Annotated in this window: 21 protein-coding genes; 13 read left to right on the top strand and 8 right to left on the bottom strand. The window is 60.9% G+C overall.

Features of this window, described 5'->3' with window-relative positions; translation table 11 throughout:
* Window positions 1-82: 82 nt before the first annotated feature.
* Together dnaK and grpE are read right to left on the bottom strand one after the other, a co-directional pair.
* Entirely contained in the window at window positions 83-2,020 is a 1,938-nt protein-coding gene (dnaK, locus tag AC1PPK_RS20885) for a molecular chaperone DnaK (RefSeq protein ID WP_481114926.1), read from the bottom strand.
* Window positions 2,021-2,112: 92 nt separating this feature from the next.
* Window positions 2,113-2,703 carry a nucleotide exchange factor GrpE gene (gene grpE, locus AC1PPK_RS20880; RefSeq protein ID WP_481114925.1) on the bottom strand — a complete coding sequence of 197 codons (591 nt, stop codon included), beginning with the start codon at window positions 2,701-2,703 and terminating at the stop codon, window positions 2,113-2,115.
* 162 nt (window positions 2,704-2,865) lie between these two features.
* On the opposite strand from grpE, the gene AC1PPK_RS20875 reads away from it, so the two are divergent.
* Window positions 2,866-4,227 carry a protein kinase domain-containing protein gene (locus AC1PPK_RS20875; RefSeq protein ID WP_481114924.1) on the top strand — a complete coding sequence of 454 codons (1,362 nt, stop codon included), beginning with the start codon at window positions 2,866-2,868 and terminating at the stop codon, window positions 4,225-4,227.
* A 7-nt stretch (window positions 4,228-4,234) separates the two neighbouring features.
* On the opposite strand, the gene trxC is transcribed toward AC1PPK_RS20875, so the two are convergent.
* Window positions 4,235-4,684 carry a thioredoxin TrxC gene (gene trxC / locus AC1PPK_RS20870; protein WP_481114923.1) on the bottom strand — a complete coding sequence of 150 codons (450 nt, stop codon included), beginning with the start codon at window positions 4,682-4,684 and terminating at the stop codon, window positions 4,235-4,237.
* Between the two features lie 155 nt (window positions 4,685-4,839).
* Between trxC and AC1PPK_RS20865 the strand changes: the two genes are divergently transcribed.
* Complete coding sequence (locus AC1PPK_RS20865) at window positions 4,840-5,367, top strand: AP2 domain-containing protein (RefSeq protein WP_481114922.1); 528 nt, start codon at window positions 4,840-4,842, stop codon at window positions 5,365-5,367.
* A gap of 9 nt (window positions 5,368-5,376) precedes the next feature.
* Here AC1PPK_RS20865 and AC1PPK_RS20860 read toward each other — a convergent pair whose 3' ends face one another.
* The 3 genes from AC1PPK_RS20860 to hrcA are packed head-to-tail and all read right to left on the bottom strand — an operon-like array spanning window position 5,377 to window position 7,905.
* Window positions 5,377-5,721 (bottom strand): phage holin family protein, encoded by a 345-nt coding sequence (locus AC1PPK_RS20860; RefSeq protein WP_481114921.1) that lies wholly within the window; start codon window positions 5,719-5,721, stop codon window positions 5,377-5,379.
* A 43-nt stretch (window positions 5,722-5,764) separates the two neighbouring features.
* Window positions 5,765-6,865, bottom strand: coding sequence for a ferrochelatase (hemH, locus tag AC1PPK_RS20855; RefSeq protein ID WP_481114920.1), 1,101 nt, complete (start codon window positions 6,863-6,865; stop codon window positions 5,765-5,767).
* Between the two features lie 11 nt (window positions 6,866-6,876).
* The gene (hrcA, locus tag AC1PPK_RS20850; protein WP_481114919.1) at window positions 6,877-7,905 is read right to left on the bottom strand and encodes a heat-inducible transcriptional repressor HrcA; all 1,029 of its coding nucleotides are present in this window, start codon (window positions 7,903-7,905) and stop codon (window positions 6,877-6,879) included.
* Window positions 7,906-8,036: 131 nt separating this feature from the next.
* On the opposite strand from hrcA, the gene AC1PPK_RS20845 reads away from it, so the two are divergent.
* Together AC1PPK_RS20845 and recN are read left to right on the top strand one after the other, a co-directional pair.
* Window positions 8,037-8,921: an NAD kinase gene (locus AC1PPK_RS20845; protein ID WP_481114918.1), complete on the top strand. Its 885-nt coding sequence runs from the start codon at window positions 8,037-8,039 to the stop codon at window positions 8,919-8,921.
* A gap of 26 nt (window positions 8,922-8,947) precedes the next feature.
* Window positions 8,948-10,615, top strand: coding sequence for a DNA repair protein RecN (gene recN / locus AC1PPK_RS20840; protein WP_481114917.1), 1,668 nt, complete (start codon window positions 8,948-8,950; stop codon window positions 10,613-10,615).
* 12 nt (window positions 10,616-10,627) lie between these two features.
* On the opposite strand, the gene fur is transcribed toward recN, so the two are convergent.
* The gene (fur, locus tag AC1PPK_RS20835) at window positions 10,628-11,080 is read right to left on the bottom strand and encodes a ferric iron uptake transcriptional regulator (protein ID WP_481114916.1); all 453 of its coding nucleotides are present in this window, start codon (window positions 11,078-11,080) and stop codon (window positions 10,628-10,630) included.
* 123 nt (window positions 11,081-11,203) lie between these two features.
* Here fur and AC1PPK_RS20830 point away from each other — a divergent pair, with 123 nt between their 5' ends.
* The 7 genes from AC1PPK_RS20830 (at window position 11,204) to AC1PPK_RS20800 (ending at window position 20,638) form a co-directional block, all read left to right on the top strand.
* Window positions 11,204-11,551 carry an outer membrane protein assembly factor BamE gene (locus tag AC1PPK_RS20830; RefSeq protein ID WP_481114915.1) on the top strand — a complete coding sequence of 116 codons (348 nt, stop codon included), beginning with the start codon at window positions 11,204-11,206 and terminating at the stop codon, window positions 11,549-11,551.
* Between the two features lie 47 nt (window positions 11,552-11,598).
* The gene (gene dapB, locus AC1PPK_RS20825; protein ID WP_481114914.1) at window positions 11,599-12,405 is read left to right on the top strand and encodes a 4-hydroxy-tetrahydrodipicolinate reductase; all 807 of its coding nucleotides are present in this window, start codon (window positions 11,599-11,601) and stop codon (window positions 12,403-12,405) included.
* 116 nt (window positions 12,406-12,521) lie between these two features.
* Window positions 12,522-15,095 (top strand): response regulator, encoded by a 2,574-nt coding sequence (locus tag AC1PPK_RS20820; protein ID WP_481114913.1) that lies wholly within the window; start codon window positions 12,522-12,524, stop codon window positions 15,093-15,095.
* A 158-nt stretch (window positions 15,096-15,253) separates the two neighbouring features.
* Window positions 15,254-16,396: a glutamine-hydrolyzing carbamoyl-phosphate synthase small subunit gene (carA, locus tag AC1PPK_RS20815; RefSeq protein WP_481114912.1), complete on the top strand. Its 1,143-nt coding sequence runs from the start codon at window positions 15,254-15,256 to the stop codon at window positions 16,394-16,396.
* 71 nt (window positions 16,397-16,467) lie between these two features.
* The gene (gene carB / locus AC1PPK_RS20810) at window positions 16,468-19,692 is read left to right on the top strand and encodes a carbamoyl-phosphate synthase large subunit (protein ID WP_481114911.1); all 3,225 of its coding nucleotides are present in this window, start codon (window positions 16,468-16,470) and stop codon (window positions 19,690-19,692) included.
* Window positions 19,689-20,165 carry a transcription elongation factor GreA gene (gene greA / locus AC1PPK_RS20805; RefSeq protein WP_481114910.1) on the top strand — a complete coding sequence of 159 codons (477 nt, stop codon included), beginning with the start codon at window positions 19,689-19,691 and terminating at the stop codon, window positions 20,163-20,165. Before carB ends, greA begins: the two co-directional genes overlap by 4 nt.
* Before the next feature lie 11 nt (window positions 20,166-20,176).
* Window positions 20,177-20,638 carry a DUF4149 domain-containing protein gene (locus AC1PPK_RS20800; RefSeq protein WP_481114909.1) on the top strand — a complete coding sequence of 154 codons (462 nt, stop codon included), beginning with the start codon at window positions 20,177-20,179 and terminating at the stop codon, window positions 20,636-20,638.
* A gap of 10 nt (window positions 20,639-20,648) precedes the next feature.
* Here AC1PPK_RS20800 and yhbY read toward each other — a convergent pair whose 3' ends face one another.
* A complete protein-coding gene (yhbY, locus tag AC1PPK_RS20795) occupies window positions 20,649-21,104 on the bottom strand; it encodes a ribosome assembly RNA-binding protein YhbY (RefSeq protein WP_481114908.1) in 456 nt (151 codons plus the stop codon).
* Between the two features lie 38 nt (window positions 21,105-21,142).
* Between yhbY and AC1PPK_RS20790 the strand changes: the two genes are divergently transcribed.
* A complete protein-coding gene (locus AC1PPK_RS20790; protein ID WP_481114907.1) occupies window positions 21,143-21,763 on the top strand; it encodes an RlmE family RNA methyltransferase in 621 nt (206 codons plus the stop codon).
* A 114-nt stretch (window positions 21,764-21,877) separates the two neighbouring features.
* Entirely contained in the window at window positions 21,878-23,770 is a 1,893-nt protein-coding gene (gene ftsH / locus AC1PPK_RS20785) for an ATP-dependent zinc metalloprotease FtsH (protein ID WP_481114906.1), read from the top strand.
* Window positions 23,771-23,857 lie beyond the last annotated feature (87 nt).

Below are 23,857 nucleotides of genomic sequence, written 5' to 3'. Positions count from 1 at the left end.
TGGAAAGGCCGAGCCGAGCGGCGCACAGGGCGCCGGCATGGCTCGGCCGGAACTGTCGATTCGGCAGTGATGCCGGACAGGCTTACTTCTTGTCCTTCACCTCGGTGAACTCGGCGTCGACAACGTCCGGATCGTTGGCCTTGGAGCTGTTGCCACCGGCCGCGCCAGCACTCGCACCTGCGCCGGCGGTACCGGCTTCAGCCTGGGCCTGGGCGTAGATGTGCTCGCCGAGCTTCTGGCTGACGGCGGCCAGGGCTTCGCTCTTGGCATCAATGGCGGCCTTGTCGCCGGTCTTGATGGCGTCTTCGGCATCCTTGATGGCGGCTTCGATCTTGGCCTTGTCTTCGCCGATCTTGTCGCCGTGCTCGGCCAGGGCCTTCTTCACGGAGTGGACCAGGGTGTCGAGCTGGTTGCGGGCGTTGACCAGTTCGTGAGCCTTCTTGTCTTCTTCAGCGTGGGCCTCGGCATCGCGGACCATCTGCTGGATCTCGTCATCCGACAGGCCGGAGTTGGCCTTGATGGTGATCTTGTTTTCCTTGCCGGTGGCCTTGTCCTTGGCGGACACGTGCAGGATGCCGTTGGCGTCGATGTCGAAGGTGACTTCGATCTGCGGCATGCCACGCGGGGCCGGCGGGATATCGGACAGGTTGAATTGGCCGAGGCTCTTGTTGCCGCTGGCCATTTCGCGTTCGCCCTGCAGCACGTGGATGGTCACGGCGGACTGGTTGTCGTCGGCGGTGGAGAACACTTGCGAGGCCTTGGTGGGAATCGTGGTGTTCTTCTGGATCAGCTTGGTCATCACGCCGCCCAGGGTTTCGATGCCGAGGGACAGCGGGGAGACGTCGAGCAGCAGCACGTCCTTCACTTCGCCCTGCAACACGCCGCCCTGGATGGACGCGCCGACGGCGACAGCTTCATCGGGGTTCACGTCACGGCGCGGATCCTTGCCGAAGAACTCCTTCACCTTGTCGATGACTTTAGGCATGCGGGTCTGGCCACCGACCAGGATCACGTCGTCGATGTCGGAAACCTTCACGCCGGCGTCCTTGAGGGCCACGCGGCAGGGGTCGATGGTGCGCTCGACCAGGTCTTCGACCAGAGATTCGAACTTGGCGCGGGTGATCTTCAGTGCCAGGTGCTTCGGTCCGGTGGCGTCAGCAGTGATGTAGGGCAGGTTGATTTCGGTCTGCTGACCGGAGGACAGCTCGATCTTGGCCTTTTCGGCGGCCTCCTTCAGGCGCTGCAGGGCCAGCACGTCGTTCTTGAGATCGACGCCTTGTTCCTTTTTGAACTCGGTGACGATGTAGTCGATGATGCGCTGGTCGAAGTCTTCGCCGCCCAGGAAGGTGTCGCCGTTGGTGGCCAGCACTTCGAACTGGTGCTCGCCGTCGATGTCGGCGATTTCGATGATGGAGATGTCGAAGGTGCCGCCGCCAAGGTCGAACACGGCGATCTTGGAGTCGCCCGGCTTCTTGTCCATGCCGAAGGCCAGCGCGGCCGCGGTCGGCTCGTTGATGATGCGCTTGACTTCGAGGCCGGCGATCTTGCCTGCATCCTTGGTAGCCTGGCGCTGGCTGTCGTTGAAGTAGGCCGGTACGGTGATGACCGCTTCGGTGACTTCTTCGCCGAGGTAGTCTTCGGCAGTCTTCTTCATCTTGCGCAGTACTTCGGCGGAAACCTGCGGCGGGGCGATCTTCTTGCCGCGCACTTCAACCCAGGCATCGCCGTTGTCGGCCTTGGCGATGGTGAAGGGCATCAGGTCGATGTCCTTCTGTACTTCCTTTTCTTCGAAGCGGCGGCCGATCAGGCGCTTGATGGCGTAGAGGGTATTCTTGGCGTTGGTGACGGCCTGGCGCTTGGCCGGGGCGCCGCACAGGATTTCACCGTCGTCGGCGTAGGCGACGACGGACGGGGTGGTGCGTGCACCTTCGGAGTTCTCGATGACCTTCGGCTTGCCGCCTTCCATCACGGAAACGCAGCTGTTGGTGGTGCCGAGGTCGATGCCGATGATCTTGCCCATGAGTTTTCCTTCAGTTCGAATTCTGTTTGACATGCGCTCTGACGGGGGCGGAGCGCTGGCTTGTTACCGATATGGGGATGCCGTCGCCGCTTTCAAGCGGCAGATTTGGCTTTCGACACGACCACGAGCGCCGGGCGGATAGTGCGGTCGTGCAGTAGGTAACCCTTCTGCAGCACATTGATCACCGTGTTGGGTTCGCCGTCGGCCTCGATGGCGCTGATCGCCTGATGCTTGTTCGGGTCGAACTTCTCGCCAACCGGATTGACCTCAACCACATTGGCGCCCTGAAAGGCAGAGACCAACTGTTTGAGTGTCAGCTCGACGCCCTGCTTGAAGCTTTCGAGGGTGGCGTTCTCGGTGGCGAGGGCGGCTTCGAGGCTGTCCTTGACCGGTAGCATGGCCTGGGCGAACTTGTCGGCGGCAAACTTGCCGGCCTTGGCGATGTCGTCCTGGGCCCGGCGGCGGACGTTTTCAGTCTCGGCCTTGGCTCGCAACCACGCATCATGGTGTTCGGCAGCCTTCAGTTCGGCCTGGCGGAGTTGTTCGGTAAGGTTTGGCAGGGAGTCGACACTCGGCGCATCCGCGGGCTGGGAAACGTGCTCGGCCTCAGTGCCGGTGGCGTTTTCCACGAGTTCCGGGGTCCGCGTTTCTTCTGCGTTCGGCGTGGTGTCTTGATCTTGCATGGGTAGGGCTCCTTTTTGGGACTCGCGGTAACTTGGGGGCGCAGGTTAAGATTTCAAGGGGCAATTTTCATCGATGCCGCCTTGTATCCACTGTGGGTGTAAAATTGCGATGAATCCGGCGTGTCCCGGTCATCTTTCCAGGCTCTGGGGCGTAAAACAGGTATGGAACAAGAACCCAGCAAGATCGGTAAATACAAGCTGCTCCGCGAGGTGGGTCGTGGCGCTACGGCAACTGTTTATCTGGCCGAGCACCCCCAGTACCCGGAGCCGGTTGCCCTCAAGCTGATCCGTTTCGATGACAAGTCGAAGGACGAGGCGAAGTGGAACCGTCGGCTGCTCAAGCTGTTGAGAGCGGAGATGGATGTGTCCCGTCGTCTGGACCACCCGAACATCATCAAGATCTTCGATACGGCGGTCGAGAAGGACTACGCCTATATCGTCATGGAGTACTTCCCGGGCACGACGCTGGAGCCGTATTGCACTTTTCAGAATCTTTTACCGCAGCACCGGACGATCGGAATCATCTTCAAGTGCTGCATGGCGCTGGATTACGCCTATCGCCAGGGCATCGTACATCGGGACATCAAGCCGGCCAATATCCTGATCGACGAGCAGGACAACATCAAAATTACGGATTTCGGGCTTGCCCTCAATATCAGCAAGAAGAGCGAGTCCGACTCGACCTTCATCATGGGGGTTGGCTCTCCGGCTTACATGAGCCCGGAGCAGATTAAGGGTTACCCGCTGAATCAGAAGACCGACCTGTTTTCGCTCGGGGTCGTGCTCTTCCACATGTTGACGGGGCGCCTGCCGTTCCGTGCCAAGAATCCGGCCCAGTTGATCTACAAGATCCTGAATACCGAGCCTCCGCTCGTCTCGCAGATCAACGCAGATTTGCCGGAGCAATTGGATACCGTCATCCGAAAGGCGCTTGAGAAGGACCTGTATTCCCGCTACAAAAATGGCGCAGACTTTGCCAAGGACTTGTCAGCCGTCAGGTACAAGATCCTCGACGACACCAGTTTGCCGCAAGATACGACGCGCTTTTCAATTTTGCGAAAAATGCCGTTTTTTGTGGAGTTCGAAGATGTGGAAATCTGGGAGATTCTGCGGATTTCTCGCTGGCGCAAGGTGGATTCGAACACTTTATTGATGCGGGAAGGAGATTCTGACCAGCGTTTCGGAATCGTCATCGACGGGCGTGTGGAGATTTCCGTCGATGGGCATCGCGTCAGCGAGTACGGCTACGGCGAGGTGTTTGGTGAGCTGGCCTATCTCGACCAGCAGGACCACAAACACATGAATACGGTGGTCACGACAACGTCCACCGTGTATCTGGAGTTGAATCCGGCTTCATTGTCCCTGGCGACGGATGAATGCCAGGAAGCATTCCGTTCGAGGCTCGTTACCGTCATCGCACGTCGTCTGGGGCAGGCTCAGCGGGATCTGGCGCAGAATGGGCCGCCTGCAGAGCGCATCACGGCGAGCGGTTTCGGGATGGAACTCCAGTTGGTCGATAACTGACCCGGAGTCATGGAGCGGGGCTGCCGAGATTTGCGTGGGCCCAATGCTGGATATCCTGACGACCAATGGCTCCGGAATGTCGCGCAAGCTCCCTGCCTTTTTGCATGAGAACCAGCGTCGGGATGCTGCGGATGCCGAAGCGTGCCGCCAGACCGGGTTCTTCCTCCGTATCGACCTTGCCGAGCCGGATCTGGGGTTCAAGGCCTGTTGCTGCAGCTTCAAACGAAGGGGCCATGCTGCGACATGGTCCGCACCAGGGAGCCCAGAAGTCCACTAGCAAAGGAATATCGCTGTGTTCTGCGTGAGCAGAAAAATTGCTTCTTGTCAGATGGATCGGGTGCCCAGTAAAAAGGGCGCCTTTGCATTTGCCGCAATGTCCGGCGTCTCGTAAGCGTATTGCGGGCATGCGGTTGAGTGCGTTGCAATGGGGGCAGGCGATCAGCAAAGGGGCGCTCATGGCGGGGCTCCGGATGGGTTCGGCTTACATTGGGGAGCAATCCGGGGTTTCAAGTGGTGACGAGTGGATATATTGTGAAAATCTAAAGTTCCACTAAATTCGGCCGAAATCCAGCTTGTATCGCAACATCTGTGCGAGGCGGAGGGAGGTGGCGCGTGGGTCGGGGCAGCACATACGGGATCAGTCGGGTCGATAACGAAACCAGTCGTACCCATGGTTGGCTGGTGACGATCCAGCGGCGCGGCGTGATCTATCGCAAGCACTTCAGCGACGGCGTCTTAGGCGGGCGGCAGCGTTCGTTCGTAGCTGCAAAAGCGTATCGGGACGAGATCATCGCCGCCCATCCACCGCTGTCGATGCAGGAATACTCCAACATCGTCAAGAAGAACAACCGTTCGGGTGTCGTGGGAGTGTGCAGATACTGTGCCTCCGAAACCCGCGATCTGCCTGAAGAAAAGCAGCGCTGGTTCTGGGTGGCGTCGTGGCCCTTGCCGGATGGGAAGCGCAAGCGAGTCAAGTTCTCCGTCAAGAAGTACGGCGAAGACGGCGCCTTCCAGATGGCCATGGACGCCAGGTCGGCGGCGCTTGGCAAACTGGTCGGTGCCTTCGATCCCGGGGCTGTGCGGCGCAAGCCACTCAGCAGGCGCCGTACGGCGGTCGTGGGCTCTGCTACTTCGCGCTGACTTCTGCGGCTAATCCTTGTCGCCCAGGGCCATGCTGACCATCCAGGTTAGCAGGCTGTATAGCAACGCGCCCAAGAACGCCGTCGGAAAATCTGGCACGACGAAGCCGTGCACCAGACCGGACACGAACCAGAACATCAGGGCGTTGATGACCAGCGTGAACAAGCCGAGGGTCAGGATCGTGATCGGCAGGGTCACGATAATCAGGATCGGCCGGATGATTGCGTTCACAAAGCCCAGCAGGAGCGCACTCACCAAGGCGGCGGAATAGCTGTCGACATGGATGCGGGTGAGCACTTCCGGGATCAGTATCAGCGCGACCGCGTTGAGCACCCAGCGTAAAAGGAGCTTCATGATTGTCCGTTTCTGCCGCGGCTGGCCGGCGTGCCGATTGTGGTCATGATGCTGCGCCCATGGCGCGGGCGCGCTCCGTCTGGCGGGCCAGCGCATCCCGGTCCGGGCTCGCTTCGTCGAGCCAGTGACCCAGCTGGCGGAGGCTCAGCTTCATCAAGGCTTCGATCCAGTCCTGGCGTTCGTTCAGGCAGGGGATGTAGCTGAAGCGCTGGCCGCCGGCGTGGAGGAAGGCCTCCCTGCATTCCATGTTGATTTCTTCGAGTGTCTCGAGGCAGTCAGACACGAAACCCGGGCACATGACATCCACGGATGAGGATGTCTTGTTGCGCGCCAGCTGCTCCAGCGTGGGCTGCGTGTATGGGGTGAGCCACTCGGCCTTGCCGAAGCGCGACTGGAAGCTGACGATGACGCGCTCCTCCGGCAATTGCAGAGCCTCGCGCAGCAGGCGGGCGGTCTTGTGGCACTCGCAGTGATAGGGGTCGCCCAGATCCAGCGAGCGGCGAGGAATGCCGTGGAAGCTGAGAACGAGCTTGTCGGCCTGCCCCTCCTTCTTCCAGTGGTCGCGCACTGACTGGGCCAGGGCTGCAATGTAGCCCGGATCGTCACCGAAGCTGCGTACGTAGCGGATTTCCGGAAGGTTGCGCCAATGGCGCAGGCAGTCGGCCACGTCGTCGATCACCGTCGCGGTCGTGCTGGCGGCGAACTGAGGGTAGAGCGGGACGACAAGGATGCGGTTGCAGCCGGCGCTGCGCAGTGCATCGAGCTGCTTGCGGATGGATGGCTGGCCGTAACGCATGGCCCAGCTCACCTGCAGGTTCGGCTGGCCCGCGTGGGTCAGGAAGCCGGCCAGCAACTTCGCCTGCTTTTCGGTGTGGACCTTGAGCGGCGAGCCTTCGTCGGTCCACACGCTGGCGTACTTGGCGGCGGATTTTGCAGGCCGGGTACGCAGGATGATGCCGTTGAGGATAGGCCACCAGATGAGGCGTGGAATCTCGACGACCCGCGGGTCGGACAGGAACTGCTTCAGATAGGGGCGGAGGGCGTCGGCGCTTGCCGCGGCTGGGGTGCCGAGATTGACCAGCAGGATGCCGATGCGGGGTATCTGGCCATGGGTATGGGCTGGCTCCTGCCAGTATCGGGGCATGTCGGCTTTCGTCAGTTGTGGCCCGAAAGGGCGCTGGTTAGAAGGCGGGCGGTGACGTCGACGATCGGGATCACCCGCTCGTACGCCATGCGGGTCGGGCCGATGACGCCGACGGAGCCGACCAACTGCCCGTCTACTTCATAAGGTGCGGTGATGACGCTGCAGTCGTCGAGGGGGCTCAGTCCACTCTCTCCACCGATGAAGATTTGCACTCCCTGGGCGCGATTGGAGATGTCGAGCAGCTGCATGAGGCCGGTCTTCTGTTCGAACAGCTTGAAGAGTTCGCGCAGGCGGGCCATGTTGGAGGACAGGTCTTCCGCATCGAGCAGGTTGGTTTCGCCGGAGATCACGTAGGTGCTCTGGGTTTCCTCGAGGGCTTCGCTGCCAGCCTCGACGGCTGCGCTCATGAGGTCGGTCATGTCGGAGCGGAGCTGCTTGAGTTCGTCCTGGATGCGCGTGCGGATCTCGGGAAATGCCAGGCCGGCAAAGTGCTGGTTGAGGTAGTTTGCAGCGGTGACCAGCTCGGCCGGGCTGTAGTGGCGCTTGGTGAACAGGATGCGGTTCTGCACGTCGCCACCGGTGGTGACGAGGATCAGCAGGACACGGGTTTCCGACAGGCTGACGAACTCGATCTGGCGGATCTTGATGGCGTCCTGCTTCGGGGAGATCACGACGCCGGCAAAGTGGGTGAGGCCGGACAGCAGCTGGGAGGCGGCGTTGATGACCCGCTGCGGTTCGCCGGGCTGGATCTGCCCCTTGATCTCCCGCATCTGGCCCAAGTCGATGGGCAGCACCGTGAGCAGGCTGTCGACGAAGAAACGATAACCGCGCGCGGTGGGTACGCGGCCGGCCGAGGTGTGCGGGCTGGTGATGAAGCCCAGTTCTTCCAGGTCCGACATCACGTTGCGCACCGTTGCCGGGGACAGCTTGAGGCCGGAATGGCGCGACAGGGCACGCGAGCCAACCGGCTGGCCTTCGGCGATGTAGTGCTCCACAAGGGTCTTGAGGAGGATTTGCGAACGTTGATCGAGGCTGGTCATGGCAGAGGGCTCGGAGAGACGCTGGGATTCTAAGGAAGGGACGCGCTCATGAGAAGCATGAATGGTGCCGGTTGATTCTGTTTTGTCTTGGTCGCCTGCGGCGTCCATGAATAATGTGGTTTAATCGGTGCATGACCTGCGAGTTCAAGACGATTGCGCTGATCGGCAAGTATCAGAGCCCCGAGGTGGCTGAAGCGGTGCTTCGGCTGGCCAATCATTTGCGCGGCCTGGGGCTCCAGGTGCTGATCGAGCAGGGGACCGCCAGTTCCACCGGGCTGACGGCGGGTTTCTCCGTCGCCAGCTATGAGGAGATCGGCGTTCAGGCGGATCTCGCGGTCGTACTTGGGGGCGATGGTACGCTTCTAAATAGTGCATGTCGGCTGGCCGAGTACGAAGTGCCGTTGGTTGGCGTCAACCAGGGGCGGCTCGGCTTCCTGACTGATATCTCACGGGAAGTCGCGCTGGAAAAGATCAGTGAGGTGCTCGAGGGGCGGTATTCGGAAGAAAGCCGCGTGCTGCTCGACGCCGAAGTGCTTCGCAATGGAAAGCGCGTATTTCATACGGTGGCGCTCAATGATGTGGTGGTCAATAAGGGCGATCTCGGGCGCATGATCGAGTTCGATCTGCGTATCGACGGAGAGTTCGTCTATACCCAGCGTTCGGACGGCATGATCATTTCGACGCCGACCGGCTCAACGGCCTACGCGCTGTCAGCCAATGGCCCGATCCTGCATCCGAGCGTAGACGGCATTGCACTGGTGCCAATGTGCCCCCATACGCTGACCGCGCGTCCCATCACGCTGCCGGACCGCTGTCGCATCGAGATCGTGCTGTTGCCGCCACACGACTCCCGCGTGCATTTCGACGGACAGACGCGCTACGACACGCGGGCGGGCGACACCCTGCAGATCACCCGTTCTCCCCACCGGGTGCGTCTGCTGCATCCTGTGGGCTACAGTTATTTCGCCATGCTGCGCGAGAAGCTGCACTGGAGTTCCGCGCCCCGCCACGGCTGATCCGCTCAATTTTTCTTTCTGCCTTCATGCTGCGTCATCTTTCCATTCGCGACTTTGTGATCGTCGATCAACTCGAACTTGAGTTCGAGGCCGGTTTCGGTGCATTGACTGGCGAGACCGGCGCGGGTAAATCGATCCTGCTGGATGCCCTGGGGCTGGTGCTGGGCGGCAAGGCCGAGAGCGGAGTTGTGCGGACCGGGCAGGCCAAGGCGGAGATCCTGGCGGAGTTCGATCTCCCGGAAGATGGCGCGTTGCGGGACTGGCTGGTCGAACAGGAGCTGGATTCCGGTGACGGCTCGGTGCTGATGCGTCGGGTCATCGACAGCGGCGGACGTTCCAAAACGTGGCTCAACGGCGTTCCCGTTGTGCTGGCCCAGATGCGGGCCGCCGGGGAGTGGTTGGCAGACATTCACGGCCAGCACGCCCACCATGCGCTGTTGCGCGCGGAGGCCCAACTGGAACTGGTGGACGCCCATGGCGGCTTATCCGGGCAGGCATCCGAGGTGGCCGATTTGTACCGTGCCTGGTCGGCCCTGCGACGGGCGCGGGAGGTGGCGGAGCACGGGGCTTTGAGTACCGAGAGGGAGCGCGAACTGCTGGCCTGGCAGGTCAGCGAATTGCGTGAGCTGGCCTTCGATCCCCACGAGTGGGCGACGCTCAACCAGGAGCAGACCCGCCTGGCTCATGCTGCAGGGTTGATCGCGGGCAGCACGGAGGTGCTGGAAGGTCTGGCGGACAGTGACTACGCGCTAGTGTCACAACTCGATCACCTGCTCGCGCGGGTGGCAGACATGGCGCAGCACGATGGCCAGCTTGCCGACGTGCAGGAACTGCTGGGGAGCGCCAGCATCCAGCTCGACGAAGCTCTGCATGCGATGCGTCGCTATCGGGACCGGCTTGACGTGGATCCCGAGCGTCTGGCAGAGATCGATCAGCGCATCCACGCGATCACCAGCATGGCGCGCAAGCACAAGGTGGCGCCCGAGGTTTTGCCCGATCTGCAGGCTGATAGCGTGCTGCGCCTGGAGCGCCTCACGCGGGAAGCCGATCCGGAGGCGCTGGCCCGGGAGGAGTCGGCTGCTAAAGCGCGCTTCATGGAGGCCGCCGAACGCCTGTCGGTGGTACGCCGCGGCGTGGCGGCGGCGCTGTCGGAGGCGGTGACCGATGCAATGCAGTCGCTGGCGATGGCCGGTGCCCGCTTTGAGATTGCTGTCCGGGCGGTGGAGGAGGGCTGTGTCAGCGGGCTCGAGACGGTGGAGTTCCTGGTGACCGCAAATGCCAGCCAGCCGCTGCGCCCCCTCGCCAAGGTTGCGTCTGGCGGGGAGTTGTCACGGATCGGTCTGGCGATTCAGGTCATCGCGAGCCGCAATGCAGCTACGCCGACGCTGATCTTTGACGAGGTCGATGTCGGTATCGGCGGGCGGGTGGCCGAGATCGTGGGGCGTCTGCTCAAGCAGATCGGGAGTGATCGCCAAGTGCTGTGCGTGACCCATCTGCCCCAGGTGGCGGCTCAGGCTGACTGGCAGTGGACCATCGCGAAGGAAACCCGCGACGGTCAGACGCTTTCTCGTGTGAAGAGCCTGGCGCCTGCCGAGCGCGTCGAGGAGATTGCCCGGATGTTGGGTGGCGTACATATCACTGATACAACCCGCGACCATGCAGCCGAGATGCTGGGCCTGCAGCGCGCCGGCTGAGGCCCGCGACGTTCAGGAACTCGTGATGGGGCCGCTGCCCGGGCGGTTGGGGCAGGGGTCCTTCTTGCAGTCAGCGTACAGATAAAGCGCGTGTTCGCGAACGGCGAAACCGCGCTCTTCGGCAATCCGGTTCTGTCTTTCCTCGATGGCGGGATCGAAGAATTCCTCCACCTTGCCGCACTGCAGGCACACCAGATGGTCGTGGTGGTGCCCTTCATTGAGTTCAAAGACCGCCTTGCCGGACTCGAAGTAATGGCGTTCGAGAAGGCCGGCCTGTTCAAACTGGGTGAGCACGCGATAAACCGTGGCCAGTCCGATGTCCATGTCTTCGGCGATCAACAGGCGATAGACGTCTTCGGCCGTCAGATGGCGATTTTCCACCTTCTGGAACAGATCGAGGATCTTGAGTCGCGGGAAGGTGGCCTTGAGGCCGATACTCTTTAGGTTTTGCGAATTACTGGACATGGGAGCCCCGAAAACTTGGATGCGGCGGTCGAAAGTCCGACCGGCCCCGTATGATATAGTTTCAGACCATCCTTGAGAATGCGGCCTTTCGGCCGACTCCCATTCCCGCCTTCCAGAAACGCCATGCGCAAACTGTTCTCTTCTGTTCTGCTGGTAGCTGCCCTTTCCGGTTGCACTACCGTCGGCGACTTTTTCAAACCCTACAGAATCGATGTCCGGCAGGGCAATTTCGTGACCCAGGAAATGGTGTCTCAGCTCAAGCCCGGAATGACGCGGGATCAGGTGCGTTTCGTGCTTGGGACGCCGCTGGTGACCGATGTCTTTCATTCGGACCGCTGGGACTACGTCTACCGTTTTCAGCCGGGCAAGGGCAGTCTGCAGGAGCGCCGCCTGACCGTGATTTTCGAGGACGGCAAACTCGTGCGCCTCGAAGGGGATGTCCGCGCAGGCGAGGCGCCTTCGCAACCCTGATAGGCGGGCCCGGCGGAGCCTCTTAATACGTTTATTCCGGAATTTTCATGACTCAAGTTCGTATCGCGATTGCCGGCGCCTCCGGCCGAATGGGGCGGATGCTCATTGAGGCAACCCTGAAGGATTCGGAGACCGTGCTGGTTGCCGCCTTCGAGCGCTCCGAGAGTACCTTCATCGGCAAGGATGCCGGCGATCTGGTCGGTGCTCCGTGCGGCGTGGCTATCACCAGCGATGTGGCTGCTGGCCTGGCGCAGGCGGATTGCCTGATAGATTTCACGCGGCCGGAGGGGACTTTGCATCACCTCGGACTGGCCAGGGTCGCGGGCTGTGGCATGGTGATTGGCACGACGGGTTTCTCGGCTGAGGAAAAGGCCGTGATTGGTGCTGCGGCGCAAGACATCCCTGTAGTCTTCGCGCCGAACATGGCAGTCGGGGTGAATGCAGTCTTCAAGCTGTTGGACGTGGCCGCGCGGATTCTCAATGAAGGCTACGACGTGGAGATCATCGAGGCGCATCATCGCCTCAAGGTGGATGCACCGTCCGGGACTGCGTTGCGTATGGGGGAGGTAGTTGCGTCGGCGCTGGGGCGCGATCTCGAGTCGTGCGCCGTTTATGGCCGCGAAGGCGTGACCGGGGAGCGCGACGGGCAGACCATCGGCTTTGCGACCGTGCGTGGCGGGGACATCGTGGGCGACCATACCGTGCTGTTTGCGGGGATCGGTGAGCGCATCGAGATCACTCACAAATCGGGCAGCCGCATGCCCTATGCGTCGGGGAGCCTGCGCGCTGCGCGCTTCATCGCTGCGCGCAAGGCGGGGCTGTTCGACATGCAGGATGTGCTTGGCTTGAAGTAAATCGGCCAATCGCGGTTCAAGCCGCGGGACATCCTGCCGATATGGCAGGGTGTCCAACAGTGGTTGGGGAGGGGGTGCCCTCACATCCATACGTTTGTCGTCGTGAGGCCGCCGATTTGACCGATCCAGCGATCACCCCCTTTCTTGCTGATGCCGAGCTTGGGCAGGCGCTAAGGGCCTTTGTAGCCGCCGGTGTTGCGGCGGGGGCCATCAAGCCGGTGGATGACGTTCTGTGTGCACCGGCAGGGGAAATCCTGGAGGCCCTGCAAGGGCTGCTTCTGTCCCAGGAGGTCGCAAAACGGGAAGCGCAGGATCTGCGCGAGCGTCTGGGGCTTGCCATGCAGAATACCGAGGCAGGCCTGTGGGACTGGGACCTTCTCGATGGCACACTGGTCATGGATGCGCACTGGCAGGAAATGCTGGGTTATGGTGTCGCGGAACTGTCCAGCGATTTTTCCTCCTGGATGCCGCTGTTGCATGAGGACGACCGGGAGTTGCTGCATCACCAAGTGGTGGCGCATCTGCGTGGAGAGCTGGATTGCTTCGAAGCGCAGTTCCGGATCCTCGACAAAACTTCCACGTGGCGGTGGATTCTTGTCAAGGGTAGGGCGAGTGGTCGCGGCAGCGATGGTCGCTGGCTCCGCATGATGGGGATATATCGGGACATCACCCGCGCTAAGAGCGCCGAGCTTGAGCTGTTGCACGCCAAGGAGCAGGCAGAGGCGGCAAATCGGGCCAAGAGTGATTTTCTGGCCAACATGAGCCATGAGATCCGCACGCCGATGAACGGCATCATCGGTATGACGGAGTTGGTGCTCGATACGCGGCTCGATGACGAGCAGCGCGAGTATCTGAATACGGTCAAGAGTTCGGCTGACTCCCTGTTGCACATCATCAATGACGTGCTCGATTTTTCGAAGATCGAGGCTGGGTGGCTGAATCTTGAGCAGGTCGAGTTCTCCTTGCCCGGTCTGCTCGGCGACACCATGAAGTCCCTCGCCCTGAGGGCGTATCAGAAGGGGATCGAGTGCTTCTACTATGTGGGGCCCGAGGTTCCTGCTGTCTTGATCGGGGATCCCACCCGCCTGCGCCAGGTGCTGACCAATCTTGTCGGGAACGCGATCAAATTCACTGACAAGGGAGAGGTTGAGGTCGTTGTTCGTGCCCGGCTGCTGGAAGATCGCGGTGCGCTCCTCGAAGTCGATGTGCGTGACTCCGGGATCGGTATCGCCGAGGACAAGCATGCCGCGATTTTTGGCGCGTTCTCCCAGGCTGACGAGTCGACGACGCGAAAGTATGGCGGGACAGGGCTGGGCTTGGCAATCAGCAAGCGGATCGTAGAGCTGATGGGGGGCACTATCAGCGTGTCGAGCGGGCCCGGTCAAGGTAGCGTATTCAGTTTCTCGGTGCATGTCAACGTGCCAGCGCAACCGCTGGCCGACGGGCCTGTCTTTGGCGCGCGGCGCGTCCTTGTGGCTGCTGGAAATCAGGCGCTGCGCCGTTGTGTTGGTTTACAGCTCAGGTCCCTGGGGGTGGATGTCAGGGATGTAGCGGATGGAGAGGCACTCCTTGCTCAGTTGCAGGCGGCTCAGGCAGGGAATGCGCCGTATGACTGGCTGCTGATGGACGCAGCGATGCCGGCGCCGGGCGGTTATGCGCTGGCCGAAAGGCTGATCAAGGGGTGGCCGCGCCTTGATCGCCTGGTCATGATGCTCGATGGCAACGCGCAGCGTGGTGATTCGGCGAAGTGTGAGCATTTCAAGATCGGCGCCCGGCTGATTAAGCCTTTTTCCAAGCTTGATCTGGTCGATGCCCTACGCCTGTCGTTGCAGGGGGGCGTAGTGGAGGAAGAGCGTTTCCTCGTCGCTGAGTCCATAGCGGCGCCGCTGTCGGTTGCGCGCCTTGGGCATGCGTACCGTATCCTGTTGGTCGAGGATAACCCGGTCAATCAGACCGTAGCTGTAAAGATGCTGGAGAAGGCGGGGCACTCGATCACCGTGGCATCGAACGGCCAGGAAGCTGTCGACTGTTTCGACAGGGGGCGCTTTGACCTGATTCTGATGGATGTTCAGATGCCGGTCATGGGAGGGTTCGAGGCGACGCAGGCCATCAGGGCGCGAGAAGCCAGGCGCAGTTGGGCGGCTGGCGGTCACTGGAAGTTCACGCCGATCATCGCCATGACGGCACATGCGATGCAGGGTGATCGTGATCGCTGTCTAATGGCCGGGATGGATGATTACATCGCTAAGCCCATCAAGCCGGCCGAGCTTTTTGCGGCGATCGGGCGCGTCGTCGGGGGAGAGCGAGACGAAGACGGGGGTGAGCCCTGTATCGATCTTGGGGGTGGGAGCGATGTGGCAGACCTGGCTGCCACGCTGGAACTGCTCGACGGGGATGAATCTGCCTTGCAGCAGCTGATCACACTTTTCTTCAATGATCTGGAGCGCAATCGCAAGGCGCTGGAGCAGGCTCAGCGTGCCGACGATTTTGCTGGGATCCGTAATCTGGCCCATTCGATCAAGGGTTCGGCGGGGGTATTCAACGCCGAACTCGTCGTGGCTGTCGCGCAACGCCTGGAGGTGGCGGGGAAGAGTGAGGACAGGGCTGCCGTGTGCCGTGAGTTGCCGGAACTTCTTGAGGCGCTCGGCCACCTTGCGGGTGTACTGCGTAGGGCGCGGAAGGTGACATAGTTTGTCTGTATTCCTACAGTCGGGTTTGCCGGGAGAGGTGGCTTCAGGCTATAATTAGAAAGTTTCTTACGGGATGGCCTTCAGGGCGATCCCGTTTTTCATGTGTAGCCCGGCTACGCATGCAAGTCGTCCAATCACAAGATTTCGAGGAGTTCGCCGTGTCAGCTTTCCCGCCCGCCATTCTTGTTCTTGCCGACGGGACGGTGTTCTACGGCAAAGGCATCGGGGCCATTGGTGCAACGGTCGGCGAGGTGGTGTTCAACACCGCCATGTCCGGCTACCAGGAAATCCTTACCGACCCGAGCTACTGTAGCCAGATCGTCACGCTCACCTATCCGCACATCGGAAACACCGGTATCAATCGGGAAGATAATGAAGCCACCAAGGTTTTTGCTTCCGGTCTGGTGATTCGAGATTTGCCGCTGGTGGCGTCCAACTGGCGTAGCGAGCAGTCGCTGGATGCCTATCTCAAGGCCGAGAACATCGTCGCGATCGCCGGTATCGATACCCGCAAGCTCACGCGCATCCTGCGTGAGAAAGGGGCCCAGAGCGGCGCTATCGTAACGGCGGCAACGGCTGCCGAACTGAACGTGGAGGCCGCGCTCGCACAGGCCCGGGCATTTCCGGGGCTCGCCGGCATGGATCTCGCCAAGGTTGTGTCCGCCACTGAGTCTTATCCCTGGACGGATGGGGAGTGGCGTCTGGACGCCGGCTACGTGGCCCAGGAGAACCCGCGTTTTCACGTCGTGGCCTACGATTATGGCGTCAAGCGCAACATCCTGCGCATGTTGGCCGAGCGTGGCTGCCGCCTGACGGTAGTGCCCGCCCAGACTCCCGCCGCGGACGTGCTGGCCCTCAATCCCGATGGTGTCTTCCTGTCCAACGGGCCTGGCGATCCCGAGCCCTGCGGCTACGCTATCGAGGCGATCCAGCAGGTACTCGCGAAGGGTATTCCTACCTTCGGCATCTGCTTGGGACACCAGTTGCTCGCACTGGCGTCAGGGGCCAAGACCATGAAGATGAAGTTCGGCCACCACGGCGCGAACCATCCGGTGAAGGATCTCGATTCCGGCCAGGTGCTGATCACCAGCCAAAACCATGGTTTCGCTGCCGACGTTGCAACGCTGCCTGCCAACGTGCGGGTGACTCATGTGTCGCTGTTCGACGGCAGCCTGCAGGGTTTGGCGCGTACCGATGTGCCGGCCTTCTCCTTTCAGGGACACCCGGAGGCGAGCCCCGGTCCGCACGACGTGGCCTACCTGTTTGACCGATTCATTGCGCTGATGGAGGCGAGGAGCTGAAGCCGATCGTCACGGTGGTGCGCCGCGACGCACCAGTTCTCGATCAACCGCTTTCCAGTCTCTGAAGAACCATGCCCAAACGTACAGACATCAAGACCATTCTCATCATCGGCGCCGGCCCGATCATCATCGGCCAGGCCTGTGAATTCGATTACTCTGGCGCTCAGGCCTGCAAGGCCTTGCGTGAAGAGGGTTACAAGGTTGTGTTGGTCAATTCCAACCCGGCCACGATCATGACGGATCCGGAAACAGCCGACGTCACCTACATTGAGCCGATCACCTGGCAGGTCGTCGAGCGCATCATCGAGAAGGAACGGCCGGACGCCGTGCTGCCCACGATGGGCGGCCAGACCGCGCTCAACTGCGCGCTCGATCTTGCGCGCAACGGTGTGCTCGAGAAGTTTGGTGTCGAGCTGATCGGCGCGAAGGAAGAGGCCATCGACAAGGCCGAGGATCGCATGAAGTTCAAGGATGCCATGACCAAGATTGGTCTTGGCTCCGCGCGTTCCGGCGTTGCCCACAGCATGGACGAGGCCCTGCAGGTGCAGGCCGACATCGGCTTTCCGGTTATCATCCGCCCATCCTTCACCTTAGGTGGCACCGGCGGTGGCATTGCCTACAATCCGGAAGAGTTTGCGGAAATCTGCAAGCGCGGCCTGGAAGCGTCTCCGACCAACGAGTTGCTGATCGAAGAGTCGCTGATCGGCTGGAAGGAATACGAGATGGAAGTGGTCCGTGATACGGCGGACAACTGCATCATCGTTTGCTCCATCGAGAACCTCGATCCGATGGGCGTGCACACCGGTGATTCCATCACTGTGGCGCCGTCCCAGACGCTGACGGACAAGGAATACCAGATCCTTCGCAACGCCTCCATCGCGGTGCTGCGCGAAATCGGCGTGGATACCGGCGGCTCCAACGTGCAGTTTGCGATCAATCCGAAGGACGGTCGCATGATCGTCATCGAGATGAACCCGCGCGTGTCCCGCTCCTCCGCGCTGGCTTCCAAAGCGACCGGTTTCCCGATTGCCAAGGTGGCGGCCAAACTCGCCGTCGGCTTTACCCTCGATGAACTGAAGAACGACATCACCGGCGGCGCGACGCCGGCGTCCTTCGAGCCGTCCATCGACTACGTGGTCACCAAGATCCCGCGTTTCGCCTTCGAGAAGTTCCCGCTGGCCAATGATCGCCTGACCACCCAGATGAAGTCCGTGGGCGAGGTCATGGCTATGGGCCGGACGTTCCAGGAGTCCTTTCAGAAAGCCCTGCGTGGCCTTGAGACCGGCGCCTACGGCCTGGACGAAGTCGAAGCCGATCAGGACGATCTGGAGCGCGAACTCAGCGAGCCGGGCTCCCAACGCATCTGGTACGTGGGCCAGGCCTTCCGTGAAGGCATGACCCTCGAGCAGGTGCACGCGCTGACCCGCATCGATCCGTGGTTCCTGATCCAGATCGAAGACCTCATCAAGACCGAGAAGTCCCTGGTGGGGCGTTCCCTCAAGGGCATCAACGCGGCTGAACTGCGCGAGCTGAAGCGCAAAGGTTTTGCCGACCGTCGCCTGGCCAAGCTGTTGGCGACGGACGAAACGTCCGTGCGCCTGCATCGCCATGCCGCCGGCGTGCGTCCGGTCTTCAAGCGCGTGGATACCTGCGCTGCCGAATTCGCCACCTCCACCGCCTATCTGTACTCCTCCTACGAGGACGAGTGCGAGGCGCTGCCGACCGGCAACAAGAAAATCATGGTGCTGGGTGGTGGTCCGAACCGGATTGGCCAGGGCATCGAGTTCGACTACTGCTGCGTGCACGCGGCGATGGCCATGCGCGAAGACGGCTACGAGACCATCATGGTCAACTGCAACCCGGAGACCGTATCCACCGACTACGACACCTCGGATCGCCTGTACTTCGAGCCGCTGACCCTCGAAGATATCCTCGAGATCGTCGCCGTCGAGAAGCCCGTCGGCGTGATCGTTCAGTTCGGCGGCCAGACTCCGCTGAAGCGTGCCCGCGAGCTCGAAGCCAACGGCGTGCCCATCATCGGCACTAGCCCGGACATGATCGATGCAGCCGAAGACCGCGAGCGCTTCCAGAAGCTGCTGTTCGAACTGGGCTTGAAGCAGCCTCCCAACCGTACCGCCCGTACGCCGGAAGACGCCGTGCGCCTGGCGGCCGAGATCGGCTACCCGCTGGTGGTCCGCCCGTCCTACGTGCTGGGCGGTCGGGCGATGGAAATCGTCCATGAGCAGAAGGATCTCGAGCGCTACATGCGTGAGGCTGTCAAGGTCTCCAACGATTCCCCGGTGCTGCTCGATCGCTTCTTGAACGACGCGACCGAAGTGGACGTGGATGCCTTGTCCGATGGTAAGCGCGTCATGATCGGCGGCATCATGGAGCACATTGAGCAGGCTGGCGTCCACTCGGGTGACTCCGCCTGTTCCCTGCCGCCTTACACGCTGTCGCAGAAGCTGCAGGACGAACTGCGTCGCCAGACGGAATCGATGGCCCGTGCGCTGAACGTGTGCGGTCTGATGAACGTCCAGTTCGCGATCCAGGGCGAGGGCGATGACGCTGTGGTCTACGTGCTTGAAGTGAACCCCCGCGCATCTCGGACCGTTCCGTTTGTTTCCAAGGCTTGTGGCCTGCCGCTGGCAAAGATCGCCGCGCGCTGCATGGCCGGCCGCAGCCTCGACGATCAGGGCGTTGCTGGTGAAGTCGTGCCGCCGTACTACTCCGTGAAGGAGGCCGTGTTCCCCTTCGTCAAGTTCCCAGGTGTCGATACGATCCTCGGGCCCGAGATGAAGTCCACCGGCGAGGTCATGGGCGTCGGTCGTACGTTTGCCGAAGCCTTCGTGAAGAGCCAGCTCGGCGCCGGCGTGCGCCTGCCCACCTCGGGCAAGGCATTCATCAGCGTCAAGCACACTGACCGTCCGAAGGCCGTTGAGGTTGCGCGTGAGCTGATCGATCTGGGCTTCTCCGTAGTCGCCACCCGCGGTACCGCCGCGGCGATTTCCACTGCTGGCTTGCCCGTGTCCGCGGTGAACAAAGTGAACGAGGGCCGGCCGCACATCGTGGATATGATAAAGAACAACGAGATCAGCCTCGTCATCAACACGGTTGAGGAAAAGCGCCAAGCGGTGACAGACTCCCGTTCGATCCGTACCAGCGCGCTGGCGGCGAAGGTCACGGTTTACACAACGATCGAAGGTGCGCGTGCAGCCTGCATGGGCATGCGCCATCTGGTGGGGCTCGAGGCCTATTCCCTGCAGGGTCTCCATGGCGAGTTGGTGAAGGCATGAACAAGGTACCGCTGACCGTTGCTGGTGCAGAGCTGTTGCGTCAGGAGCTGCACCGCCTGAAGACCGTCGAGCGTCCGGACGTCATCGCGGCGATTGCCGAGGCGCGTTCCCATGGTGATCTTTCCGAAAACGCCGAGTATGACGCGGCCAAGGAGCGCCAGGGTTTCATCGAGGGGCGTATCCGGGAGGTGGAGGGGAAACTCTCCAACGCCCAGATCATCGACCCCAAGCTGCTCGATGCGGATGGGCGCTGCGTCTTCGGCGCCACGGTGGAGCTCGAGGACCTGGATAACGGCGAATCGGTGACTTACCAGATCGTCGGCGACGACGAGGCTGACATCAAGGCGGGCAAGGTTGCGATCAGCTCTCCTATCGCCCGTGCCTTGATCGGCAAGTTTGCAGGTGACGTTGCCGAGGTGCAGGCGCCCGGTGGCGTGCGTGAGCTTGAGCTGATCGACGTCCGTTACGAGTAAGCCTCGCGCCCATGTCTCGATTTGCTGAATACGTCTACAGCATCCTGATCACTCTGTGGGTTGGGGCGCTGTGGGCGATCGGCTACCTTGCCGCGCCCACGCTGTTCCGGTTGCTTGACGACCGCATGCTTGCCGGGCGCCTGGCAGGGGAAATGTTCACCTACGTTGCCTGGCTAGGCCTGGTGTCTGCCGGCTATCTGTTGGTGTTCCTTGCACTTCGCAAGAATGGCGCGGTCTTCAAGAGCGGCGTCTTCTGGGTGATTTTTCTGATGTTGCTGCTGACGGTGGCTGGCCATTTCGGAATCCAGCCGATCCTGGCGCAGCTGAAGGAAGATTCCTTGCCGCGCGAAGTCATGGAAAGCGCCTTGCGTAGCCGGTTCGTGGCTTGGCATGGCGTTTCCAGTGTTGTCTATCTGGTGGAAAGTCTGCTTGGACTGCTATTGGTCACTTGGCAGGACAAGGGGTTGCGTTGATCGACGTCGTTCAGGCGTCGTCGGATTGGCGTCGGGGCCCTTTGCCGGGAGCCGCGAACCAGTAATCCTTCTTGGCACCAGCCTTCTTCTTCAAGGAGGCGATACCCCGGTGGGATGATAGCGCCTTGGCGGACTTTGCCTTGGCCAGCGGCTTTTTCGGCCGATCGGTGGAAGAAGTCCGAGTAACTTCCTGTTCGCGCTTTTCCCGCCAGACGATCAGCGTCTTGCCGATATGTTGAACGGCCGAGGCGCCGAGTTCGGTGCAGATGCTGGTGAGAATGGACTCCCGAAGACTGCGGTCGTCACCGTAGATGCGGACCTTGATCAGTTCGTGAGCCTGCAGGGCGTGATCGATCTCCTTGAGCACGGCAGGCGTCAGGCCATTGCCGGCGACACTGACCACGGGGTTAAGGTGGTGGGCTTGCGCGCGGAACGCGCGGCGCTGCGCGGGCGAAAGTTCAATCATTTTGCAACTCATTGAAAAAAAGGCGTAATTGTACCGCGATGAAGCGTACCAAGACCAGTAAATCGTGGATGACGGAGCATGTAAATGATCCGTTCGTGCAGCGCGCCAAGGCTGAAGGCTGGCGCGCCCGGGCGGCGTACAAGCTCATGGAGATCGACGAAAAGGATAAGCTGATCCGCACCGGTATGGTTGTGGTCAACCTGGGGGCGGCCCCGGGTTCATGGAGCCAGGTCGCTATTGGGCGGGTGGGAGCGCACGGGCGGGTATTTGCGTTGGATTTGTTGCCGATCGAGCCCATCAATGGTGTCGAGTTCATGCAGGGTGATTTCCATGACGAGGAATTTGTGGCCCGGTTTGAGGCGCAACTGGATGGGCGGGGGGTTGATCTCGTGATGTCGGATATCGCGCCGAACATTTCAGGTATCCCCTCCAGCGATCAGGCGCGCTCGATTCATCTGGCTGAATTGGCCCTTGAGTTTGCGGATCAGCACTTGAATCCGGGTGGGAAGTTCCTTGTCAAAGTGTTTCAGGGGCAGGGCTTTGATGAGTTTCGCAAGGAGATGGAGCGGGTCTTCAAGTCTGTAGTCGTGCGCAAGCCCCAAGCATCCCGGGGGCGTAGTTCCGAGGTGTACTTGTTGGGCTTTGGACTGCGGGCCTAGGTCGGGCCCTGTTATTGAGTCAGACTATGGCTACGATCATTTGATCCGGCGAACGATCAGACATAGAATCAGTCCACTAAGCTGTGGCCCCCGTCGGGCTTTCAAGGAATCGTTTTGAACAATCTATTCAAGAATCTCGCGATCTGGTTGGTGATAGGCGTCGTTTTGATGACGGTCTTCAACCAGTTCAACAATCGTCAGGCGGCCCAGAATTCGGTCGAGTACTCCCAGTTCATGGAGGACGCGAAGCAGGGCAAGATCTCGAAGGCGGTTGTGGATGGACGCACCGTACGAGCCACGACTCAAGACGGGCGGCAGATCACGGTATACACGCCGGGAGTGCAGGACATCTGGATGGTCGGCGACCTGATGCGTTACGGTGTAAAGGTCACGGCGTCGAAGCCTGAGGAGGAGCAGTCTTTCCTCATGAATATCTTTGTGTCCTGGTTTCCGATGATTTTGCTGATTGGTGTATGGGTGTTCTTCATGCGCCAGATGCAAGGGGGCGGGCGTGGTGGCGCCTTCTCGTTTGGGAAATCCAAGGCCAAGATGCTTGATGAGACTGCCAACACGGTGACTTTTGCCGATGTGGCCGGTTGTGACGAGGCTAAAGAGGAGGTTGGCGAACTGGTTGAGTTCCTTCGTGACCCCTCCAAGTTCCAGAAGCTCGGGGGCCATATTCCCAAGGGGGTGTTGATGGTTGGCTCTCCGGGTACTGGTAAGACCTTGTTGGCGAAGGCGATCGCGGGTGAGGCCAAGGTTCCGTTCTTCTCAATCTCCGGTTCGGATTTTGTGGAAATGTTTGTCGGCGTTGGGGCTGCGCGCGTGCGTGACATGTTCGAGCAGGCCAAGAAGCAGGCTCCCTGCATCATCTTCATCGACGAAATTGATGCGGTGGGTCGGCAACGTGGTGCCGGCCTGGGTGGTGGTAATGATGAACGTGAACAAACGCTGAACCAGTTGTTGGTCGAGATGGATGGCTTTGAAGGCGTTTCGGGCGTAATTGTGATCGCTGCGACCAACCGCCCCGACGTTCTTGATCCGGCCCTGTTGCGTCCAGGCCGTTTCGACAGGCAGGTTGTGGTTCCCTTGCCAGATATTCGGGGGCGGGAGCAGATTCTGCGGGTCCATATGCGTAAAGTCCCCATTGCGCCCGACGTCGACGCGTTGATTCTTGCTCGCGGCTGTCCGGGGTTTGCAGGGGCTGACCTTGCCAATCTGGTCAATGAGGCTGCGCTCTTTGCTGCCCGCGGCAACAAGCGCCTCGTAGACATGGATGATTTCGAGCGCGCGAAGGACAAGATCATGATGGGGGCGGAGCGCCGCTCCATGGTCATGCCAGAGGAGGAGCGCCGGAATACTGCTTACCATGAGTCTGGGCATGCGATTGTTGCGAAGTGTCTGACCAAGACCGATCCCGTACACAAGGTCACGATCATTCCGCGGGGGCGCGCGCTTGGTGTCACCATGCAGTTGCCGGAGCAGGATCGTTACAGTCAGGATCGTGAGCGCTTGCTGCAGACTATCGCCGTTCTCTTTGGTGGTCGAATTGCTGAAGAGATCTTTATGAATCAGATGACGACAGGTGCGTCGAATGATTTTCAGCGTGCGACCGATCTTGCTCGCCGGATGGTGACCCAGTGGGGAATGTCGGACAATCTCGGCCCGATGGTTTATGGCGAGGAAGAGGGTGAAGTGTTTCTAGGGCGCTCGGTCACGACGCACAAGAATATGTCCGAGGCGACCTTGCAGAAGGTGGATGCGGAGATCAGAAGGATTCTGGATCAGCAGTACGCCTTGGCACGTCGCCTGATCGAGGAGAATCGGGACAAAGCCGAGGCGATGACGGCTGCGCTTCTGGAGATGGAAACCATTGATGCGGACCAGATCGATGACATCATGGCCGGGCGGGCTCCGCGGCCGCCCAAGCCCTCATCCCAGATCCCCAAGCGTCCAAGCGACGACAGTACGGGGGCTGCGCCGACCGCTCCTGCACCCGCGGCTTGAGTTTTAGATTCCTGTGTTGATTTACGGGCCGGCTCCTGTGTGAGCCGGCCCTTTTATTTAGAGATCACCTTATGTCTTCAGTTCTCA

The organism is Zoogloea sp. JDB1, from assembly GCF_056724025.1.
This window is presented reverse-complemented; position numbering and strand designations above follow the sequence as displayed.

What these genes read in the sequence shown, in the direction of transcription:
- dnaK (WP_481114926.1), bottom strand. Translation starts at nt 2,020, where the DNA reads ATGGGCAAGATCATCGGCATCGACCTCGGCACCACCAACAGCTGCGTT.
- grpE (WP_481114925.1), bottom strand. Translation starts at nt 2,703, where the DNA reads ATGCAAGATCAAGACACCACGCCGAACGCAGAAGAAACGCGGACCCCG.
- AC1PPK_RS20875 (WP_481114924.1), top strand. Translation starts at nt 2,866, where the DNA reads ATGGAACAAGAACCCAGCAAGATCGGTAAATACAAGCTGCTCCGCGAG.
- trxC (WP_481114923.1), bottom strand. Translation starts at nt 4,684, where the DNA reads ATGAGCGCCCCTTTGCTGATCGCCTGCCCCCATTGCAACGCACTCAAC.
- AC1PPK_RS20860 (WP_481114921.1), bottom strand. Translation starts at nt 5,721, where the DNA reads ATGAAGCTCCTTTTACGCTGGGTGCTCAACGCGGTCGCGCTGATACTG.
- hemH (WP_481114920.1), bottom strand. Translation starts at nt 6,865, where the DNA reads ATGCCCCGATACTGGCAGGAGCCAGCCCATACCCATGGCCAGATACCC.
- hrcA (WP_481114919.1), bottom strand. Translation starts at nt 7,905, where the DNA reads ATGACCAGCCTCGATCAACGTTCGCAAATCCTCCTCAAGACCCTTGTG.
- AC1PPK_RS20845 (WP_481114918.1), top strand. Translation starts at nt 8,037, where the DNA reads ATGACCTGCGAGTTCAAGACGATTGCGCTGATCGGCAAGTATCAGAGC.
- recN (WP_481114917.1), top strand. Translation starts at nt 8,948, where the DNA reads ATGCTGCGTCATCTTTCCATTCGCGACTTTGTGATCGTCGATCAACTC.
- fur (WP_481114916.1), bottom strand. Translation starts at nt 11,080, where the DNA reads ATGTCCAGTAATTCGCAAAACCTAAAGAGTATCGGCCTCAAGGCCACC.
- AC1PPK_RS20830 (WP_481114915.1), top strand. Translation starts at nt 11,204, where the DNA reads ATGCGCAAACTGTTCTCTTCTGTTCTGCTGGTAGCTGCCCTTTCCGGT.
- dapB (WP_481114914.1), top strand. Translation starts at nt 11,599, where the DNA reads ATGACTCAAGTTCGTATCGCGATTGCCGGCGCCTCCGGCCGAATGGGG.
- carB (WP_481114911.1), top strand. Translation starts at nt 16,468, where the DNA reads ATGCCCAAACGTACAGACATCAAGACCATTCTCATCATCGGCGCCGGC.
- greA (WP_481114910.1), top strand. Translation starts at nt 19,689, where the DNA reads ATGAACAAGGTACCGCTGACCGTTGCTGGTGCAGAGCTGTTGCGTCAG.
- AC1PPK_RS20800 (WP_481114909.1), top strand. Translation starts at nt 20,177, where the DNA reads ATGTCTCGATTTGCTGAATACGTCTACAGCATCCTGATCACTCTGTGG.
- yhbY (WP_481114908.1), bottom strand. Translation starts at nt 21,104, where the DNA reads ATGATTGAACTTTCGCCCGCGCAGCGCCGCGCGTTCCGCGCGCAAGCC.
- AC1PPK_RS20790 (WP_481114907.1), top strand. Translation starts at nt 21,143, where the DNA reads ATGAAGCGTACCAAGACCAGTAAATCGTGGATGACGGAGCATGTAAAT.